General features: G+C 70.8%; 24 protein-coding genes and 1 pseudogene. 22 read left to right on the plus strand and 3 right to left on the minus strand.

Annotated features, from left to right (window positions below; all coding sequences use genetic code 11):
* Positions 1-247 precede the first annotated feature (247 nt).
* The 22 genes and pseudogenes from ACIRJT_RS34185 (at position 248) to ACIRJT_RS34290 (ending at position 16,713) form a co-directional block, all read left to right on the plus strand.
* The gene (locus ACIRJT_RS34185) at positions 248-526 is read left to right on the plus strand and encodes an HNH endonuclease (RefSeq protein ID WP_403917165.1); all 279 of its coding nucleotides are present in this window, start codon (positions 248-250) and stop codon (positions 524-526) included.
* 1 nt (position 527) lies between these two features.
* Positions 528-740 (plus strand): hypothetical protein, encoded by a 213-nt coding sequence (locus ACIRJT_RS34190; protein WP_403917168.1) that lies wholly within the window; start codon positions 528-530, stop codon positions 738-740.
* A gap of 116 nt (positions 741-856) precedes the next feature.
* A complete protein-coding gene (locus tag ACIRJT_RS34195; protein ID WP_403917171.1) occupies positions 857-1,222 on the plus strand; it encodes a hypothetical protein in 366 nt (121 codons plus the stop codon).
* A complete protein-coding gene (locus ACIRJT_RS34200; protein WP_403917173.1) occupies positions 1,212-1,763 on the plus strand; it encodes a mobile element protein in 552 nt (183 codons plus the stop codon). The genes ACIRJT_RS34195 and ACIRJT_RS34200 overlap by 11 nt, the downstream gene beginning before the upstream one ends.
* The gene (locus ACIRJT_RS34205) at positions 1,763-2,119 is read left to right on the plus strand and encodes a hypothetical protein (RefSeq protein ID WP_403917176.1); all 357 of its coding nucleotides are present in this window, start codon (positions 1,763-1,765) and stop codon (positions 2,117-2,119) included. Before ACIRJT_RS34200 ends, ACIRJT_RS34205 begins: the two co-directional genes overlap by 1 nt.
* A 10-nt stretch (positions 2,120-2,129) precedes the next feature.
* On the plus strand, positions 2,130-2,414 hold the full coding sequence (locus ACIRJT_RS34210) for a hypothetical protein (RefSeq protein WP_097933768.1): 285 nt from the start codon (positions 2,130-2,132) through the stop codon (positions 2,412-2,414).
* Positions 2,411-2,830, plus strand: a complete 420-nt coding sequence (locus tag ACIRJT_RS34215) for a hypothetical protein (protein WP_403917178.1) — start codon at positions 2,411-2,413, stop codon at positions 2,828-2,830. Before ACIRJT_RS34210 ends, ACIRJT_RS34215 begins: the two co-directional genes overlap by 4 nt.
* A gap of 56 nt (positions 2,831-2,886) precedes the next feature.
* Positions 2,887-3,657 carry a hypothetical protein gene (locus ACIRJT_RS34220; RefSeq protein ID WP_403917180.1) on the plus strand — a complete coding sequence of 257 codons (771 nt, stop codon included), beginning with the start codon at positions 2,887-2,889 and terminating at the stop codon, positions 3,655-3,657.
* Between the two features lie 94 nt (positions 3,658-3,751).
* Positions 3,752-4,081, plus strand: a complete 330-nt coding sequence (locus tag ACIRJT_RS34225) for a hypothetical protein (protein ID WP_403917182.1) — start codon at positions 3,752-3,754, stop codon at positions 4,079-4,081.
* The gene (locus ACIRJT_RS34230; protein WP_403917185.1) at positions 4,078-4,437 is read left to right on the plus strand and encodes a hypothetical protein; all 360 of its coding nucleotides are present in this window, start codon (positions 4,078-4,080) and stop codon (positions 4,435-4,437) included. The genes ACIRJT_RS34225 and ACIRJT_RS34230 overlap by 4 nt, the downstream gene beginning before the upstream one ends.
* A gap of 47 nt (positions 4,438-4,484) precedes the next feature.
* Positions 4,485-4,862 carry a hypothetical protein gene (locus ACIRJT_RS34235; protein WP_403917188.1) on the plus strand — a complete coding sequence of 126 codons (378 nt, stop codon included), beginning with the start codon at positions 4,485-4,487 and terminating at the stop codon, positions 4,860-4,862.
* A gap of 32 nt (positions 4,863-4,894) precedes the next feature.
* Complete coding sequence (locus ACIRJT_RS34240; RefSeq protein WP_403917190.1) at positions 4,895-9,301, plus strand: phage tail tape measure protein; 4,407 nt, start codon at positions 4,895-4,897, stop codon at positions 9,299-9,301.
* Positions 9,302-9,305: 4 nt separating this feature from the next.
* Entirely contained in the window at positions 9,306-10,715 is a 1,410-nt protein-coding gene (locus ACIRJT_RS34245) for a hypothetical protein (RefSeq protein WP_403917193.1), read from the plus strand.
* Between the two features lie 8 nt (positions 10,716-10,723).
* Positions 10,724-11,866: a phage tail protein gene (locus ACIRJT_RS34250; RefSeq protein ID WP_403917195.1), complete on the plus strand. Its 1,143-nt coding sequence runs from the start codon at positions 10,724-10,726 to the stop codon at positions 11,864-11,866.
* On the plus strand, positions 11,863-12,789 hold the full coding sequence (locus tag ACIRJT_RS34255; protein WP_403917197.1) for a hypothetical protein: 927 nt from the start codon (positions 11,863-11,865) through the stop codon (positions 12,787-12,789). The genes ACIRJT_RS34250 and ACIRJT_RS34255 overlap by 4 nt, the downstream gene beginning before the upstream one ends.
* A gap of 12 nt (positions 12,790-12,801) precedes the next feature.
* A complete protein-coding gene (locus ACIRJT_RS34260; protein WP_403917199.1) occupies positions 12,802-13,386 on the plus strand; it encodes a hypothetical protein in 585 nt (194 codons plus the stop codon).
* Positions 13,387-13,397: 11 nt separating this feature from the next.
* Complete coding sequence (locus tag ACIRJT_RS34265; protein WP_403917202.1) at positions 13,398-14,504, plus strand: hypothetical protein; 1,107 nt, start codon at positions 13,398-13,400, stop codon at positions 14,502-14,504.
* 10 nt (positions 14,505-14,514) lie between these two features.
* Positions 14,515-15,015, plus strand: coding sequence for a hypothetical protein (locus ACIRJT_RS34270; protein WP_403917205.1), 501 nt, complete (start codon positions 14,515-14,517; stop codon positions 15,013-15,015).
* A gap of 63 nt (positions 15,016-15,078) precedes the next feature.
* Positions 15,079-15,759: pseudogene (locus ACIRJT_RS34275) on the plus strand (N-acetylmuramoyl-L-alanine amidase); the annotation flags it as partial.
* A 56-nt stretch (positions 15,760-15,815) separates the two neighbouring features.
* Positions 15,816-16,022 (plus strand): hypothetical protein, encoded by a 207-nt coding sequence (locus tag ACIRJT_RS34280; protein WP_403917206.1) that lies wholly within the window; start codon positions 15,816-15,818, stop codon positions 16,020-16,022.
* On the plus strand, positions 16,022-16,450 hold the full coding sequence (locus ACIRJT_RS34285) for a hypothetical protein (RefSeq protein WP_403917209.1): 429 nt from the start codon (positions 16,022-16,024) through the stop codon (positions 16,448-16,450). Before ACIRJT_RS34280 ends, ACIRJT_RS34285 begins: the two co-directional genes overlap by 1 nt.
* Positions 16,441-16,713, plus strand: a complete 273-nt coding sequence (locus ACIRJT_RS34290) for a hypothetical protein (RefSeq protein ID WP_403917212.1) — start codon at positions 16,441-16,443, stop codon at positions 16,711-16,713. Before ACIRJT_RS34285 ends, ACIRJT_RS34290 begins: the two co-directional genes overlap by 10 nt.
* A 41-nt stretch (positions 16,714-16,754) precedes the next feature.
* Here ACIRJT_RS34290 and ACIRJT_RS34295 read toward each other — a convergent pair whose 3' ends face one another.
* The 3 genes from ACIRJT_RS34295 to ACIRJT_RS34305 all read right to left on the minus strand — a co-directional run bounded on the left by ACIRJT_RS34295 (position 16,755) and on the right by ACIRJT_RS34305 (position 17,893).
* Positions 16,755-16,976, minus strand: a complete 222-nt coding sequence (locus ACIRJT_RS34295; RefSeq protein ID WP_403917213.1) for a hypothetical protein — start codon at positions 16,974-16,976, stop codon at positions 16,755-16,757.
* Between the two features lie 72 nt (positions 16,977-17,048).
* Positions 17,049-17,354, minus strand: coding sequence for a hypothetical protein (locus ACIRJT_RS34300; protein WP_403917216.1), 306 nt, complete (start codon positions 17,352-17,354; stop codon positions 17,049-17,051).
* Between the two features lie 323 nt (positions 17,355-17,677).
* Positions 17,678-17,893, minus strand: coding sequence for a hypothetical protein (locus ACIRJT_RS34305; RefSeq protein WP_403917218.1), 216 nt, complete (start codon positions 17,891-17,893; stop codon positions 17,678-17,680).
* Positions 17,894-18,000 lie beyond the last annotated feature (107 nt).

Consider the following 18,000-nt stretch of genomic DNA (forward strand, 5'->3'; position numbering starts at 1 on the left):
CGGGGTCGATGTGTATCAGGCCCCTGGCAACGCGCGCCGGTACTGCTCGAAGCAGTGCCACGACGACGCCCAGCGCGCAGGACGCGTCACCGTGAACTGCGGCGGCTGCGGTGCGCCGATCACCGCTTCCCCGTCCAAGCGCCGCCGGTTCTGCTCGAAGGCGTGCGAAGCGAATGGGCGGTTGGTCAGGACTCTGCCTCGCGAGCACAACGGCAGATCTGCCCGAGTGAACGCGGGCGGGTACGTCATGGTCTGGGAGCCGGAGCACCCAAACGCGTACGGCGCGGGGTGGGTTCTGGAGCACCGCCTCATCGCAGAGCAGACGCTCGGTCGGCGGCTGGAGAGCAGCGACGAGGTACACCACATTAACCGCATCAAGATCGACAACCGGCCCGAGAACCTGGTCGTTCTCTCCGGTGGCGATCACGCGCACATCACAGCCCTGGATAACTGGCGTGACCTGCGCGACCTCAAGGCCGAAGTTGCCCGGTACAGAGAGCTGTACGGGCCTCTACCCGAGGAGTGACATGGCATATCTCGACCCGGTCGCCGGGAAGGCCCGCGAGGGCAAGCCCGCCGCGGCCGTCACGAACGCCGCCAACGCGACCGCTTCGGCGGCCGCCGGTGCGACGCCGACGAAGGCGGAGTACGACGCGCTCCTCGCCGACACCAACGCGCTGCGTACGAAGCTCAACGGGCTGCTGACGTCGCTGCGTGCTGGCGGCGTCATCGCGCCGTGACGCTGCTCGTCTCCCGGACCGAGGATGACCGGTGCCCCGCATGCGGTGCGGCGAATGCTGCGTGCGGGGGCCCGTCGACCACGGTTCCTGTCGATCACATTGAGGAGGGCAGCGCCGTGAGTGGACCGCTGCAGAAGTACCGGTACACGTCGAAGCACGGCGTCGAAACCGTGCTGAAGCTCAACGACGTCGAGGCGAAGCGGCTGGGCCTCGGCCCCGACGATGTCGTCGCGTCGGTCGCGCTGCAGGGCGAGCACGGCCCCGAGACCCTGGCGTTCAGCGGGGACGAGCCCGCCGCGCCGGAGAAGAAGGGTACGGCGCCGAACAAGGCGCGCCAGACCTCGGCCAACAAGGGCGGCCGGTCCCCGCGCAAGACGGCCCAGGCCGCCCCGGACCCGGCCGAGGTCGAGCAGGTCCAGGGCGACGAGCAGCAGACGGCGCCGCAGGGCGGCGGGGACGGCGGGCCGGGCGGTGCCGACTGACTACTACCTCGCGGACCCGGCCGAGCTCGCGACCCTGACCGGGAAGCCGGCGGCGGACGAGCGGCTGCTCCTCGAACTCCGCAACGCCTCACGGCGGTTTCGGGGCGCGGTCGGGCATCCGGTGAACCTTGTCGTCGAGGACGAGGTGACCCTCGACGGGAACGGCCGTGCGTCGCTGCTCCTCCCGGTGTGGCCGACGGTCGAGGTGCACAGCGTGCACGTCGACGGGGTGCTGCTCGACGAGAGCGGCTACCAGTGGTCGGACGCGGGCGTGCTGCGCCGGTCGGGGTGCGGGCGGTGGCCCGACCGGCTGCGGTGCGTGCGGGTCGTCTACACCCACGGGTGGGCGACGATCCCGGAGGACATCGCCGAGGCAGTTCTCGACAAGGCCGCCACGATGATGAAGATTCCGCGCGGGATTGCGTCGAAGGCGGTCGGCGGGCAGTCGGTGACGTACGGGGTGCAGGCGGCGATCGGCGTTACCGACCAGTGGCAGACGACGGTCGACCGGCACAAGGTCCGTACGGCGGGCGATGCCTGATGTGGTTCGCCGAGGATGAGGTCGTACGGATCCGCGCCGGCCGGAAGCCTGACCGCGGCAACCCCGATGTCGGGATTCCGGACTGGTCGCCGGGTGTCGTCGACCGGGCCGAGCTGCCGCCGCTGAACATTCAGCCCCGCGTCCAGGACGAGGGCACCGAGGCGGACCGCAGCCCGGTCGTCACCGGGTGGCGGGTCCAGGGCGACCACGGCGTCGACCTCGACGTCACGGCGCAGGACCGCATCGAGTGGGACGGGCTGTTGCTGGAGGTCGAGGGCGAGATCGCCCGGTGGCCCGACCCCGTTGAGGGCGGTCTCGATCACATCGAGTTCAACGTCGTGCGCGTCACCGGATAGGAGGTGCACCGTGCTGGAACGGCTGGAGCTGGACACCCGCGGGATCCGCGAGTTCCTGCAGTCCGCGCCCGTGCGGCAGATGGTCGACGGTGTAGCCGTGGACGTCCAGGCGCGCGTCCGCGCACGCCTTCCCCCGGGCACCCCGGTGCGGGTGAAGCCGTACACCACTGACCGCGGCGCCGCGTCCGTGACGATCGCCGACGTGCGCGGCATGGCGTGGCAGGCTCGTGACGGAGTTCTGACCCGCGCGGCGGGCGAGGCCGGGATCGAGGTCAAGGACTGGCGGTCCGGATGAAGACGCTCAGCGGTTTCGGGGACGCGCAGGCGGCGGGCGCGGCGGTGCTGCGGGAGGCGCTCGTCGCGCGGGCGGACACCTTCGCGGTCGGGGCCAAGGTCGGCACGATCGTGCCGGGCGACCGGGCTCCGGAAGAGCCGTCCCTGCCGTACGTCCTGGTCCGCAAGGACACCGACCTGCCGCACTCCTCAATGGCGAATGCCCGGGTGACTCTACGGTGCACCGTCTGGCACACCGGGGCTGACGAGGCGCACGACCTCGCGATGCTCTGTCAGGGGCTGTGGCTCGTGCACTCCGGTCCGGTGATCCGTGGGGTGCGCCCCGGCACCGGACCGATCCCGGCCCGGGACCCGTCGACCGGGATCGAGCTCAGCACGTTCACGGTGCTGGCCAACATCAAGCCCGTCCTGCTCTGACAGCGGGCGAACCGCGGCGCACCCCTTTTTGATCTACGACACCGAAGGAGGGCGTCATGGCTGGCGACCCCACGAAGGCCAATCTCTGGACGGACGCGGACGTGTACGTGTCCTTCGATCTGTCCGCCACGCTGCCCGCGAACGCGAACACCCCGTTCGGTCCGGAATGGCAACTGGTCGGTCTCCTCGACGGCGACGAGGGATTCCCCGAGAACAGGGAAGAGGACACCGACGACAAGTTCGCCTGGGGCGGGATCCTCGTCAAGACGTCCCGGAACCACTTCAAGCTGACCAAGGGCTTCACGGCGTTGGAGGACAACGAGACCGTGCGCCGCCTCGTCTGGCCCGGCTCGACCGAGACGAAGATCAAGGTGCCGGTCCCGGAGCGGTGCAAGGTGGCATTCGAAACTCGCGAGGGCGAGAAGGTGCGCCGGCTCGCGACGAGTCTGTACGCCGAGTGCTCCCTCGACGGCGACCATGGCGAGAACGAGACCGACCTCGAATCGGCGACGATCATCGCGACGATCTACCCGAACGCCCAGAAGGAATTGTTCGACAGGCAGGCCACCCCGACGCTGGAGTCGATCGCGGTCACCCCGTCGACGCTGTCCGTCGCGGCGACGGAGATCGGCGCGGCGGTGGCCACGGCCACGTACTCCGACGCGACGACCGGGGACGTCACAGCGTCCTGCTCGTGGTCCAGCTCGGATTCGACGAAGGCGACCGTCACGGCCGGGTTCATCACCGGCATCGCGGCGGGCACCTCGACCGTGACCGCCTCGTACCTCGGGCAGACCGACACCGTCGCGGTGACGGTCACCGCATGAGCCGCCGGGGCCCGGACCTTCGTCGCGGTTCGGCCGGGCCCCGGTGTACCACCCCACCTGAACCGCGCGAAGGGACCGCGGCATGCGACTGACCGTGACCGACGCCGACATCGCCCGCAAGGCGGTGCAGCTCGGCGTCATCGAGGAGGGGCAGCCGGTCCCTCCGAACATGCGCAGCCGGATTGTGTCCGCGCTGTTGCAGGAGCAGATGCCCGGTGTGAAGACGGCCGATGTGCCGGTCGCGCAGAGCATCGTCGTGCAGCCCGGCGGTGGCGTCGAGATTGACGGCCGCCAGTTCCCGTGGGTGATCCAGGCGGAGACGATCGAGGTCACTCTTGACCCGTCCGGCTCCGGCCTGGTCCGCCTCACCATCCCGACCCTGTCCGTGCAGATCACCAAGCCCGAGAGCGAGAACCCGTCATGACCACTCGAACCGCGACCCGCAGCGACGACGAGGTGTTCGACTTCAACCTCAACGCCGCCGCCGCCGAAAGCGAGCTCAAGCCGTTCGTCTTCCTCTGGGCGACGAAGGAGAACCCGAACCAGCGCTTCACCATGCAGCACCTGGAGAGCCTCGACTCGTGGGAGATGGTCGCTGCAGCCGATAGCGGCGACGACGCGGCGGCCGTGGTGGGCGCCTTCCGTATCGCCCTCGGCGATCAGTGGGAGGACTTCCGCGGACAGCCGATCCCGCAGTACAAGCTGCTCGCCCTGTGGAAGGCGTACCAGAAGCACTGCGGCCAGAAGCCGGGGGAATCTCCGGCCTCGTCCGGCTCCTGAGAGAGCACGGCGAGGCCGTTGAGGCAGACCTGCGCGAGCACTACGGGGTGCGCCTCGGAGACCTGTTCGCGCGGGACGCGGCCGGGCGGCGGCGGCTGACGTGGCGGGAGCTCGGCGTGCTCCTGCGTCAGCTCCCCGCCCGCGCCCGCACGCGGATCGCCACCGGCGACGAGGACGGTATGTGGGGGCTCGCCGAGCACCTGCAGGGTCTCACCCTCGACGAGCTGCGGATCGCGAACTGGCAGAGGTCCAACGAGGGCGTCAAGGCCAGCAAGCAGAGCAAGCGGCCGCCGCCGATTCCGCGGCCCGGTACGCAGTCGAAGCGGGTTGACAAGAACAGCCCCGAGCGGGTCGCCCGCCGCAACGCGGCCAAGCGACGCGCGGCAGAACGGCGCACCGCCATCGCGCGGGGCGAGATCACCTGACAACTGCATAGCGAGAACCGAGGGGGTGCCCTGTGGCGAACGTGGGCTACGCGACACTGCAGATCATCCCCTCGGTCCGAGGCATCGGGAACGAGCTGCGCCGTCAGCTCGTGGCTCCGGCCGGGGACGCGGGCGATGCCGCCGGGGAGGCGGCTGGCGACGGGTTCGGCACGACGTTCAAGGGCGCGCTCGCGGCTATCGGCGTCGCTGCGGTGGCGGAGCAGATCGGCGCGCAGTTCTCCGACGCGTTCAATCAGGCGGTGGAGCAGGGCCACACCACGAAGGTACTGAAGGCGCAGCTCGGTTCGTCGGGTGCGACCGCGCAGCGGCAGGGCGAGGCAGTCGGGAAGCTCTTCGCGGCGGGCGTCACGGACACGTTCGAGGAGGGCGCGGAGGCGATCCGCGAGGTCGTGCGCGGTGGGCTGGTGAAGCCGGACGCGACGCTCAAGCAGCTCGACGCGATCGGCACACGCATGGTCGACGTCGCGAAGGTCTTCGGCACGGACATGAACCTGCAGGGCCAGGCCGTGGCCGCGATGCTGAAGAACAAGGTGGCGCCTGACGCGAAGTCGGCACTGGACCTGATCACGGTCGGGTTCCAGAACCTCGGCCCGAACGCCGAAGACCTCCTGGAGACCTTCCAGGAGTATTCCGTTCAGCTCCGGAAGCTCGGCCTGGACGGCAAGACGTCGCTCGGCCTGTTCTCGCAGGGGCTGAAGGGCGGCGCCCGCGACACGGACATCATCGCGGACGCGTTCAAGGAGTTCTCGATCCGTGCGGTCGACATGAGTACGACGTCGCAGGACGCGTACAAGTCGATCGGGCTCAACGCCGAGAAGATGAGCCTGCAGATCGCGGGCGGCGGCAAGGGCGCGACGGCCGGCCTGCAGACCGTCCTCGACAAGCTGCGGGAGATCGACGACCCGGTCAAGCGTGAGGCTGCCGCGGTGGGCCTCTTCGGTACCCAGGCCGAGGATCTCGGCGCGGCGTTGTTCGCTCTCGACCCCGGGAAGGCGCGCGGTGCGTTCGACTCGGTCGACGGGGCGGCGGCGAAGCTCGGCAAAACCCTCCGCAGCGGGCCCTCGCACGAGATCACCGTGTTCACGCGGGCGCTCAAGCAAGGCCTGGTCGACTTCATCGGCGGGCAGGTGCTCCCGATCCTCGGCCGGTGGGGCAGCGTTCTCAACCGGGACGTGCTGCCGCCGCTGCAGGTGGTCGGCGGGGTGCTCTCCGCAATGTTCCTCCCGACGCTCCGGATCCTTGGCGGGGCGATCTCCGGAACGATCAACTGGCTGCGCGAGTGGGGCGTTTGGCTGATCCCGCTCGGCATTGCGATCCTCGGTGTCACCATCGCGATGAACACCCAGGCCATCGCGATCGGCCTCGTCACCGCGGTGTTCTCGGTCTACCGCGCGGCGATCCTCGTCGGCACCGCAGTCACGAACGGATTCGCTGCGGCGCAGGCGTTCCTGACAGCGGTCATGTCCGCGAACCCGATCATCCTTGTGATCACGGCGATCGTCGCGCTCGGTGCCGCGCTCGTCATCGCGTACAAGCGGTCCGAGACGTTCCGCGGCATCGTGCAGGCGGTGTGGTCGGGGATCCAGACCGGGGCTCTGTGGCTGTGGAACAACGCGCTCAAGCCGATGTTCGACGGGTTCATGGTCGGGCTGCGTGCTGTCGGTGCGGCTGCGGTGTGGCTGTGGGGTGTGATCGGCCCGGTCCTGTCGTGGATCTGGACTGCGGTGAAGGTCCTCGCGACGATCATCGCTGTCGTCCTGGTTCTACCGGTTGTCGCCGCTGTGAAGATCCTCGGCGCGATCTGGGGGTGGCTGTGGACGGCAGCGATCGGCCCGGCTGTCGGATGGATCGCGGGCGGCGCCCGCTGGCTGTGGGGCGTCGTGAAGGGGCAGTTCGCCCTGTTCATGGCCGGGATCCGAGCGCTCGGTGCGGTCGGGAAGTGGTTGTGGACCAACGCTCTGAAGCCCGTGATCGGGTGGATCGTCGCCGGGGCGAAGCTGCTGTGGGCTGGAGTGAAGGTCCAGGCCGGGTACGTCATGGCCGGGCTGCGTGCTGTTGGCGCGGTTGGGACGTGGCTGTGGCGTACGGCGCTGGCCCCGGCGTTCCGGGGGATCGGCACGGCTGCGACGTGGCTGTACGACAAGGGGTTGAAGCCTCCGATCGACCGGGCGAAGGCGCTCGCGAAGTCGCTGGGTTCGGCGTTCAAGTTGGGCGCGGAGGTAGTGGGCCGGGCGTGGCAGTGGATCGCTGACAAGGCCAAGACGCCGATCCGGTACGTCGTTAACACCGTGTACAACTCGGGCATCGTGCCCGTGTGGAACAAGGTCGCGGGTGCGTTCGGTGCGCCGCCGCTGGACAAGGCGAAGGCGTTCGCGGTCGGTGGTCCGGTGTTCGGTGCGGGCACGGAAACGTCTGATGACGTGCCCGCGTGGCTGTCCCACAACGAGCACGTGTGGACGGCGCGTGAGGTGCGTGGCGCGGGCGGCCACGGCGCGGTCGCCGCGATGCGGCAGTGGGCGGCGGCGGGCGGCGGCTCGGCCGGCACGCCCGGGTTCGCGAAGGGAGGCGGCCTGTTCGGGTGGGTGAAGGGTGCGGCCTCGAAGGGCCTCGACTTCGCGAAGTCCGGTGTGTCGTGGCTGAAGGACGGCGTCCAGGCGAGCGCGGTCGCGGGGCTCAACGCGGTCGTGAAGCCGCTGATCAACAAGATCTCGGGCAGCGCGTCCCTGTACCGGGACATGGTGACCCGCATCCCGAAGAAGATGATCGAGTCGATCATCGGTTACTCGGGCCGCGCGGACACCGCACTGGAGAAGGCGGGGATCGGCGGAAAGGGCTTCAAGGGAGCCCTGTCCTGGGCCCGTACACAGCACGGTCTGCCCTACCAGTGGGGCGGCAACGGCAACCCGTCGTGGGACTGCTCCGGCTTCCTGTCCGCGATCGAGTCCGTCATCCGAGGCCAGCGCCCGCACAGGCGTTGGGCCACCGGAGCGTTCTCCGGAGCCACCGCCCCGGGCGGCTGGGTCCTGGGCGCCCGCTCCCCGTTCCAGATCGGCATCACGAACGCCGGTGTGGGCCACACGGCGGGCACGATCAACGGGACCAACGTGGAGTCGCGCGGCGGCGACGGTGTCGTGGTCGGCTCCCGTGCCCGCTCCTACATGGACCCCATGTTCACCCACCGCTACGGGCTCCGAGGGTTCGCCGACGGCGGCAGCCCACGCCCGGGTGAGATCGCGTGGGTCGGCGAGAACGGCCCCGAACTGATCCAGTTCAGCGGCGGGGAGGTGGTCTACTCCAACGCGGACAGCATGCGGATCGCGGCCGGCCTCGGCCCGGTCCGCGGGTTCGCGAAAGGCACGTCCTCGGCCACCCGGAAGCGCGCCCGGGGCGAGATCCCTGGTGACCTGACGGCGTTCACGAAGGCCCTGGCCAGCACGGCGGGCGAACTGTCCAAGGCGCTCGCCGCCCTGGTGAAGGACGTCAAGGCGGCTGGCCTGTCGGGGCGGGCACTGTCCGTCGTCACGGGGAAGACCGCGGCGAAGATGCTGGGCCTGGCCAAGGCGCAGGACGCGATGACGTCTCGCATCGCGGCGGCGCGCTCGGCGGCGACCGATCAGAAGAAGGTCGCGGCCGACTTCCTCGGGATCGGTAATCTCGCCGAGGCCGACTCGGTGAACGCGCTCATCGTGGGGATGCGGGACCGGCAGAAGACGGTCAAGGACCGTGATTCGCAGATCGAGTCCCTCTCGAAGAGAGGGCTGTCGCAGGATCTGATCAGCCAGCTCATCGCGATGGGCCCGGACAGCCAACTGGCCGGAGTGGTGGCCGGCGCGTCGAAGAAGCAGATCAAGATCCTCAACGGGCTGGCCAAGTCGGGCGGAAAGCTGTCGACGTCGTACGGCCTGACCATGGCCGACGCGATGTTCGACGCCGGGGAGGACGCGGGCAAGGGGTTCCTCGCCGGGCTCATCGGCCAGGAGAAGGCCCTGCAAGAGCAGATGAACAAGCTCGGCCGGGGCATGGTCGCGTCGATCCGGAAGGCGCTCGACTCGCACAGCCCGTCCCGGAAGACCGAGGCGGTCGGTGAGGACACCGGGGCCGGTCTGCTGATCGGCGTTCTCAACTCGGTGCCGAAGGTCGAGGCGGCTGCCGCACGGCTCGGTACGGCGGCGATTCCGTCGGCTGTCGCGATGGCGGCTCAGCGTGCGGCTGCTCTGGCGGCAGCACCGTCCGCTGCGCCGGCTCCGGCCTCACGCCAAGGCGGGCAGCCGGATCAGGGCGCGTACCTGCAGCAGGGGCAGCGGCTCGCGCTCGTCCTGGCAGACGGCAGGCAGCTCGACGCGTACGTCGATACGCGGGTGGACGCGGGCCTGGGTGCGGTGCACCAGCGGCGCCGCGCGGGGACGAAGGGGAGGTAAGACCGTGCCGATGATCGTGGATCCGTCCGCACCGCAGGTGACACCGCCGCTCGTGACGGTGTCACCGGACGGGTATCTGCGGGCCGACGTGGACGAGCTGTGGGCGGGCGTGGTCCTGGCGTATGACGCCGCGACCCCGCCCGACACCGCCCGCAACCTCGCCCTGAACCCGTCGGTGGAGGTGAACATCACCGATACGCAGTCCTACGGGCCGTCCATCACCCGGACCCGGGTCACCTCCCGGTCCCGGGTCGGGGCGGCCTGTATCGAGCACACGCACACCGCAGCGTCGTCCGCGGGCACCACCTGGACGATCAGCCCGCAGACCGCGGGCACCACCGTCCAGGTCGGGATCTGGGTATGGATCCCGGCGACCGGCATCACCACCGGTCAGATCACCTGGCGGTCCGGCACCATGACCCTGCGCAACGCCGTACTCCCGGTGCTCCCAACAGCCGGGGGGTGGGTGCGGATCAGCGCCTCCCACACCCTGACGGCCGGGCAGACCTGCGACCGGGTCGGGCTCGCCTTCGCCGCGTCCACGGGGACGACGTGGTGGGCGGACGCGTGCATGGCCGAGCCGGGCAGCGCCCTGCACCCCTATGTCGACGGGACACAGCCGGGCTGCGTATGGGACGGCACGGCGCACGCATCGACGTCCCGGCGGGTCACCACACCCATGACCCCGGGCCTGATCCGGCAGGTCCGCATCATGCGCCAGGACCCGGACGGCGCCGCGACCCCGGTCCGGTCCGCCGACCCCGCATGGGCGGTCGACGGGGTGGGCACCGCCTACGACCACGAGGCCCCGCTCGGGGTGCCCATCGCCTACACCGCCACCCCCCTCTACGCCGACGGCACGGAGGGGACACCCTCGGCCCTGTCGATCACGGTCCCGGCTCCACCCGCAGGGCACCGGGATGTGTGGATCAAGAGCGTCGACGAGCCGGGGCTTTCCGCGCTCGTCACGGTCTGGTCGTGGCCCGAGCTCACGTGGGAGGCACGCATCGACTCCGCGGCTGTGCAGGGCTCCCCCTACTCGGTGGCAGCCCAGGATCTGTACAGCGCCCCTGCGTCCACCATGATCATCGGAGCCGAAGGCTCACAGATCCCGGCGCTGGAGCGGCTGCTGACCACACCCGGCATCCGCCTGATCCAGACACGGCCCGACTACTACCGCCCGGACCAGTTCGTGATGGTGGGCGGGGTGCAGCAGTCGCTGGACAGCACACCGACGGAATCGCGGAGCTACCAGTTCTCCGTGGTTCCTGTGGCCCGCCCGGCGACCGCCGGTCAGCCGATGCGGATGCCCAACTGGTCCTGGGACCAGGTGGCCGCCCAGTTCGGGACGTTCGACGCGGTCGTCGGCTCGTACCCGACCTGGGCCGCCCTCTCCACGAACGGGACGGTCTGATGCTGCCCATGCCCGACGCGGTCCTCGCCGCCCTGCCGGCGGCCCGGCGCCCTGCCCGCGCGGACTGGTCCCCGGACGGCGGCCGCACCTGGATCCCGGCCCGGGTCGGGGCCGCGCAGATCAGCCCGGACCGTACCGCGGAGTGCCGCTACAGCGGATCCGCCGACCTCCTCGATGTGCCGGTCGGAGGCCGCGACGGCATCAACACCGTCGTGACCCAAGTTCGCCTGTTCCAGGGGATCCAGGGGCCGCGGATGGACACCCCGTACTGGGTGCCCGCCGGCCGGTACGTCGTGGACGGGGTATCCCGTACCCGGCTCGGCGCGCAGGTCGCCCTCCTCGGCCTGGAGGACGTCATCAGAACCGCCGGGTTCCCGGCCGCGCGGACCATCGGCCCCGGCATCGCCCGCACCATCGTCCCCGAGCTGATCGCGGAGGCGCTGCCGTCCGCGGTCGTGGGCTGGCGGGCAGGCGTCGACCCGGGCGCGGACGTTCCGCGGTTCGTGGTCGACGCGGACCGGTGGGCGGCGCTCAGCACCGGCACGGACACCACCGGCGTCGGCACGGGTATCGCGTCCGCGCTGGGAGGGGAGATCTACGCGGACGCCACCGGGGCCATCGCGATCGGCCCGGTGCCCACGCTCGCCGACCCGGTGGTCTGGCAGATCCCGTACGGGAAGGCCGTCGTCGAGACCGCCGAAACGCAGTCCGCCGAGGGCCTGGTGAACTTGTGGGTGGTCTCGGGGGACGGCGGGGACGGGACCCCGGTGGTCGGCCCGGTGCACGTCTGGGACGACGACCCCAACTCCTTGACGTATGCCGGGCCGGACCCGGTGGACGACCCGCTGGCACCGCAGCGCCTGGGCCTGACCGGCGTCCGGGTCCGCGTCGGCCGCCACACCTCACCCCTGATTACCACCACCGCCCAGGCCGACACGGTCGGCCGCGCGCTCCTCGCCGACTCCCTCGGCATCCAGGCATCACTGTCCTTCACCACCCTGTGCAACCCCGCGCTGGAGCCCGGTGACGTCGTCGAGGTCGAGGTCGAGCCCGACCGGTGGGAACGCCACATCATCGACTCCTGCCCCTACACCCTCGGCTCAGCGGCCATGTCCTGCACCACCCGCACCACGGCGAGGAGGCTGCTGTGAGCGACGCCGCCCGACGCCTCGGCGAGGCCATGAGCGCCCCGACACCGACCGGCGCCGGGACCGTGTCCGGCGAGGTCGTCGACGTCACCGACCAGGGTGTCAACGTGCTCCTGGGCGGGGCGCTGATCCTGGACGTGCCGTGCCTGGCGTCCTACCGGGCCAGGGCCCGCGGCGACTGGGTCGTGGTCCGGCCCGGTGCCCGGCCCGTCGTCCTGGGCCGCACCGCACCGGACCCGGGGCCCATCGACGAGGACGCGATCCGCACCGTCGCGACGGAGGTAGCCCTGGACGCCCAGGTTGTCCGCGCCGCGACCTGGGGCACCGCGGCCCCGGCCGGCACCGGGTGGCAGACCGTCACCGCCCTGTTCATGCGGAAGAACAGCGCGGGGAAAATCGAGCTGTATGGGCAGGTCACTGCGGAGACCGACCCGTCGCCCGGGGCCCCGGGCACCCCCGCCCCGAAGGCCGTCACACTCACCCCGAGCGTCATCGCGTCCTACCGGGGTGGCAGCCGCGACGAGTCCCGCACCGAGGCGTATCAGGGCGACTGGACCGGCCGTGGCAACCTCCGTGGCGGCCTCTTCTACGGCATGAGCATCGCCGCGGCGTGCGCGGGCAAGACCGTCGCCTCGATGAAGGTCTCCCTGTCCCGGGTCCCGGGCGCCGGGGTCAACGCGCGCCGGCCGGTGCAGCTGTACCTCCACGCCTACACCAGCCCGCCCAGCGGGCAACTGGGCCTCGGCGACGGGCCGGAGCCGGTGCTGTCCCTGTCCGCCGGAGCGTCCGGCACCGCGACCCTGCCCGCCTCCTGGCAGGTCGCCCTCGCCGCCGGGACCGCCCGGGGCCTGGCCGTCTACGCCGACGGCAGCACCAACTACATGGCCCTGACCGGCGGCAAGCTCACCATCACCTTCTCCGCATAAGGAGGGCGCCCTGTGGCGACCATCGGATACGCCGAACTGCCCGTCCCCGGCGGCGGCGACGCACCCCAGTGGCCCGGCGCCCTCGCCGCGCTCGCCACCGCTGTCGACGGCCACCTCGTCCAGCACGCCGCGAACCAGGCCGACCGCGACAGCCTGTACGCGGACGCGCCCCTGCACACCGTGGTCACCGCCGACGACAGCACCGTCTGGATCAAGACGTCGTCGACCTCGAACTCGTGGGGGACCGTCTACGAGCCACCCGGGCCGTGGAAATCGATCACGCTCGCAGACGGGGTGATGTCGGTCGGCGGAGAGACCGCCGAGTACCGCATCGTCGGGAAACGCGCCTACATGCGCGGCCGCGTCGGCAGGGTCGACGAGAACCCGTGGCACGGCGCCGGAACGGTCATCGCCCCCACCCCACTGGAGGCCCGGCCCGCCCAGCGCGCCACATGGGCCGGCGGCCAGTCCATGACCGGCGACCCCGTCACCGGGGTCTGCCGCATCGAGTGCGGCACCGCCATCGTCTGGCACTCCCAGGACGGGGCGTCCGGCGGGATCTGGGTCGACATCTCCGGCAACTACTGGCTCGACTGAACGGAGCACGCGTGTTCACCTTCGGAGGGACCCCCGCCGACGTCCTCACCGACACCGCGGGCAACGCCGTCCCCAACTACCCGCTCGTGGTCCGGGTCGCCGGCACCGGGCAGGCCGTCACCGCCCTGTACGAGCTGAACGGCACCCCGATCGGGCAGCTCCGCACGAACCCCGCCAGCCACCCCGCACCAGGCGCGATCCGGGCGTTCCAGGCGGACATCCAGGCGATCGACTACGAGTACCTCGATACCTCCGGGTCCCCGGTCCGCTGGTACCAGGCAGGCCGCGAACTCGCACAGACCGCGCTGGACACCGCCCAGGCCGTGGCCGCCGCCCAGCTCGACACCGCCGACGTCCAGGCCATCATCGACAGCCGGGGCGGCGTCCCCAACGGGCTCGCCCAGCTCGGCGCCGATGGCCTCGTGCCAGTGGACCAGCTCCCCGACAACCGCACCGTCGTCGTCGGGGACGACGGCAGGCACTACCGGCTGCTGTCCGCCGTGATCCGTAACACCGGAGACGGGTGGGGCCTCATCAACGACGCCTCCCACCAGCCTTCGGGGATCACGTCGGTGGAGACCCAGTCCGACCGGCTGATCCTTCAGCACGGCGTCGGCGCGGCCAAGGTGTCGTCGCTGCAGGTCACCCCGGACGAGTGGTGGGCCGCGCGAGGGCTGCGCTGCGGCGCGTCCGTCGGCCTCACCAGCACCTCGGTTTTTCTCTACCGGGACCCGTCGGACCGGATCAGCGACGAGGTGTACTACAGCACCACCACCAGCACATGGACCAGCGCTGCCGGTGTCTTCTCGGGGTTCGCATTCTCCGGGGGAATCCTCACCCTCACCCACGAGGACATGGGCACCACCGGGGCAACCGCCGCCATCGCCCAGCGCGGCCCGGTCGGGGCATTCGCCGGGAACCTCGCCGCAACTACCACCCAGGTCGTCTTCTACAACGGCGCGTTCGGGGCGCTCACCGCCGCCACCACCCCGGTCAACGGCATGCGCTGCTACCTCACCCGGCACGGCCGACGTGCCACCGTGCCCGCCGCCAGCCCCGCCTCCGTCGTCGCCGCCTCCGGAAACCTCTGGATCACCGGCCTCCTCGAAATCCCCTGATCGGAGCCCCATGACCACCACCACCGCCGCCCGGTGGCTGCTCGCCGACGTCGCCGCGACCGACACGCTGACGGCCAAGACCCTCCCGGTCGGCACCTCGTCGACCCGCCGGGTGCTGCTGCGGACACCGGTCGCGGTGCAGCCGGGTGACGCTCTGGACGTGACCGCGCGGGCGCAGATCACCAACGACACCGGCAAGGTCATCGGTGTCGGGTCGGCCCTGTGGGTGTACGACGTCGACGTGGAACCGCCGGTCCCGGTGTCTGAGCGGCCGTGGACGCAGATAGCCCCGCACCTCGCCGACAACTGCAACCCGGACCGTCATCACATGCCGCTGCACATGGGTGCCTGGTGGGTCGTGCCGGCCGACTGGCCGCCGGGCCACAGGCTGATGGTCGCCTACCAGGCCGCCGCTTTCCGCACGACCCCGGCCGCGGGCGAGACGGTGCGGGTGGATGAGGGCTACGGGCAGCTCGTCGTCCGCCGGTACGCGCCTGCCCCGCCTGTCTGACCACCCCGCCCCTCATCGCCCCGCGCCGACCTGGCCCGGGGCTTCTGCATGTCTGGAGGCCTCATGGCCACACCACTGTCCGCGTCGAAGCTGCTCGCGGCACTGAAGGCGGAGGGCGTCAAGGTCACCGAAGTCCGGGACTGGCGCACCCACAGCCGCAACCACAAGGGAGCGTGGGGCCCGGTCAACGGGACCATGGTTCACCACACCGTCACCAAGGGCACCAGCTCGACGGTGAACCTCTGCTACAACGGCCACTCCGCGCTGCCCGGCCCGCTGTGCCATGGGGTGATCGCGAAGGACGGCACCGTGCATCTGGTGTCGGCGGGCCGCGCGAACCACGCCGGGGGCGGTGACCCGAAGGTGTTGGAGCAGGTGATCGCCGAGTCCTACGGGACCCGGCCGGCCGCCCCGACCAAGGGCAACGCCTCCGGGGTTGACGGCAACGCCCGGTTCTACGGGTGGGAGTGCGAGAACCTCGGCGACGGCAAGGACCCGTGGCCGACCGCCCAGTACCAGGCGATCGTGCGGGTCCAGGCGGCGATCTGCCGGGCGCACGGGTGGACGGCGAAGTCGACGATCGGGCACCTGGAGTGGAGCTCCGACAAGGTCGACCCGCGTGGTTTCGCCATGAATGCACTGCGCGCGGACGTGGCCGAGCGACTGAAGCACACCGCGTCGTGGTCCCCGCCGAGCGCCCCGAAGCCACCGACGAAGCCGCCGGCCCCGAAGCCGCCCACCACGGACGAGCGGATCACCGCTCTGGAGAAGCGCGTCAAGGCGCTGGAGAAGAGGACCCCATGATCAGGATCAGCCGCGCCGCGAAGGCCATCGTCGGCGGTCTGTCCGCCGGGGCCGCCGCCGCGGTCACCGCCGTGCAGGACCAGGTCGTCACGAGCGGGGAGACCGTGACGATCGTCCTGGCCGTGCTCGGTGCCCTGGGCATCACCTACGCCGTGCCCAACCGGCCGGCCACCGACCGGGCCACCCCGGGCCGAGGGCTCTGATGCGGCCGGCGGCGGGCCGGAAGGTATCCCACCGCCGCGCCGTCCTCATCACCCTCGGCGCGGGCTGGCTCGGCTACGGAGCAGTCGGCATCCTGTCCAACCCGCGCGTAGGAACCTCCGAGCTCCTGTCCGACATCACCCGGTGGGTGCCGATGACGGTGCTCGGGTGGCTGTGGGTGGCGGCCGGGACGATCGGTATCGCGGCCGGTGCAGTCGTGAGCTGCCCGCGGGTCCAGGCTGCTGGATACGCGGCGCTTGCCGCGCTGGCTGGGCTGTGGGCTGCCGCGTTCACGATCGCCATCCCGCGCGCCCCGACCGCGGCCGGGTCCGCGTGTATCTGGGTGGCCATCGCCATGGCGGTGGTGTGGGTCGCGGGCATGGATGACCCTCTGCCCGAGCATTTGAGGAAGGGGCGCACGTGGACGTAGGGGCTCTGGTAGCGGCCGGTGTGGCGCTCGTGGTGGGAGTGCTGGGCTGGACTCAGTCCCGGGCGACGAACCGCCGCTCGGATTTCGTGGAGATCACGACCCGGCTCGACAAGGATCTTAAGACGGAGCGGATGCAGCGGAAGATGCAGGGCAGTTACCTGCTGGAGCTGCTGCGCTGGGCCCGGGTTGTCGGCCCGACGACCCCGGCGGGTCCGCCGCCGGAGCCGCCTGCCGAGCTGGATCTGACTCCCTGGCACCACTGAACTGGCCCCCGCCGCCCTTCCCCGGGCGGTGGGGGCCTTTGTTATGCCTGGTCGGTGCGGCGGCCGGGCTGCCTGTCGTCGGCGAGCGCGCGCACCTCGTCGGCGAGGAACAGTGCGACGATGCGCCCGCTTGTCGGGTGGCGGTCCTCGCCAACGCGCTTGATGCCGCGCCGGGAGAGGAGTCCGCTGGCGGACTTCGGCTTGATCCCGAGGTGCTCGGCGCACATCTCGGTGGTCCAGAGTTCGGGGGTAGTGTCGGGCATGTGCGGGCTCCTTCCGTGCCAGTACGGCCCGCCACGGGGTGCATCCGGTGGCGGGCCGCTGCTGCGTCTGGGTCAGGCGTTCGTGACGGGCTCGAACGTGACGGCGAGTGCGCCTCGGATGTGGTCGGCGGTCTCGTCGGACACGGTGACCCAGTGGTCGATGTCGACGTCGGTCGGGTTGCTCTTGAGGAGTTCAGGGCGGACCGGGGTGCGCTCGATGATGACCGCCGGGTCGTCGTCGGTGAGGCCGGAGAGGAACGCGGTGATGGCCTCGTGGGCGGTGGCCTTGTCGAGGCCGTACGTCTCCGTCGTCTCGTCGAGGAGGTCGTAGGTGCTGATGCTGCGGCCGGTCATGCTCTCGTAGATGTCGGTGCTCATGGTGGAGGCTCCTTCTCCGGTGCCGTTGGGCTGTTGCCCTTGGCGATGACCTAACTTTGCAGTACGTACTGCAAGGTTGTCAACCGTGAGATCCCGAATCCCGAGAACCCCGACGAGTCACCCCACCTCTGCACTAGGGTTACCCCACCGCTTCCCGCTACTGCGGGACTGTCCCGTAGGACAAGCAGCCTCGCGCAACGCTCCCCGCCTGTGCGGGGATGTCCCAATAGGGGCGCCGTAGCTCACTCCGCTACCCGTACGGTCCCCGCCTCTGCGGGGGTAGACGTCAAGGCCCCCACCGCTTCGGCGGTGGGGGCCTTTCGTCATGCCTCAGGCTGCTCGGGGGCCGGGTGCCGCACCCGCCGCTTCGTCGCCATCTCGAGCTCCAGCCGCGACACCCCGCCGGTGATCGCCGCGTGCTCCCGGTACGCCGCCTGCACCGCAGTAGCGGACTCCAGCGTCAGGGCACCAGCCTGCTGCTCCGCCCACGCGGTGCGCTCCAGGTCAATGAGGTGCTGGGGGATGCCGATGTCAGCCATGGCCGGATCGTACGACGCCGTCCGGCCAGACATGGGACAGCCCCCACCGGACGGGGGACCGGCAGGGGCCGCTGAGTGCTCCCATATGCGGGGCAGTTCCCAGTATG

This window comes from Streptomyces sp. NPDC102283 (assembly GCF_044766265.1).
Lineage (GTDB): Bacteria > Actinomycetota > Actinomycetes > Streptomycetales > Streptomycetaceae > Streptomyces.

What these genes read in the sequence shown, in the direction of transcription:
- ACIRJT_RS34185 (WP_403917165.1), top strand. Translation starts at nt 248, where the DNA reads ATGGTCTGGGAGCCGGAGCACCCAAACGCGTACGGCGCGGGGTGGGTT.
- ACIRJT_RS34190 (WP_403917168.1), top strand. Translation starts at nt 528, where the DNA reads ATGGCATATCTCGACCCGGTCGCCGGGAAGGCCCGCGAGGGCAAGCCC.
- ACIRJT_RS34205 (WP_403917176.1), top strand. Translation starts at nt 1,763, where the DNA reads ATGTGGTTCGCCGAGGATGAGGTCGTACGGATCCGCGCCGGCCGGAAG.
- ACIRJT_RS34215 (WP_403917178.1), top strand. Translation starts at nt 2,411, where the DNA reads ATGAAGACGCTCAGCGGTTTCGGGGACGCGCAGGCGGCGGGCGCGGCG.
- ACIRJT_RS34220 (WP_403917180.1), top strand. Translation starts at nt 2,887, where the DNA reads ATGGCTGGCGACCCCACGAAGGCCAATCTCTGGACGGACGCGGACGTG.
- ACIRJT_RS34230 (WP_403917185.1), top strand. Translation starts at nt 4,078, where the DNA reads ATGACCACTCGAACCGCGACCCGCAGCGACGACGAGGTGTTCGACTTC.
- ACIRJT_RS34250 (WP_403917195.1), top strand. Translation starts at nt 10,724, where the DNA reads ATGCCCGACGCGGTCCTCGCCGCCCTGCCGGCGGCCCGGCGCCCTGCC.
- ACIRJT_RS34270 (WP_403917205.1), top strand. Translation starts at nt 14,515, where the DNA reads ATGACCACCACCACCGCCGCCCGGTGGCTGCTCGCCGACGTCGCCGCG.
- ACIRJT_RS34280 (WP_403917206.1), top strand. Translation starts at nt 15,816, where the DNA reads ATGATCAGGATCAGCCGCGCCGCGAAGGCCATCGTCGGCGGTCTGTCC.
- ACIRJT_RS34285 (WP_403917209.1), top strand. Translation starts at nt 16,022, where the DNA reads ATGCGGCCGGCGGCGGGCCGGAAGGTATCCCACCGCCGCGCCGTCCTC.
- ACIRJT_RS34295 (WP_403917213.1), bottom strand. Translation starts at nt 16,976, where the DNA reads ATGCCCGACACTACCCCCGAACTCTGGACCACCGAGATGTGCGCCGAG.
- ACIRJT_RS34300 (WP_403917216.1), bottom strand. Translation starts at nt 17,354, where the DNA reads ATGAGCACCGACATCTACGAGAGCATGACCGGCCGCAGCATCAGCACC.
- ACIRJT_RS34305 (WP_403917218.1), bottom strand. Translation starts at nt 17,893, where the DNA reads ATGGCTGACATCGGCATCCCCCAGCACCTCATTGACCTGGAGCGCACC.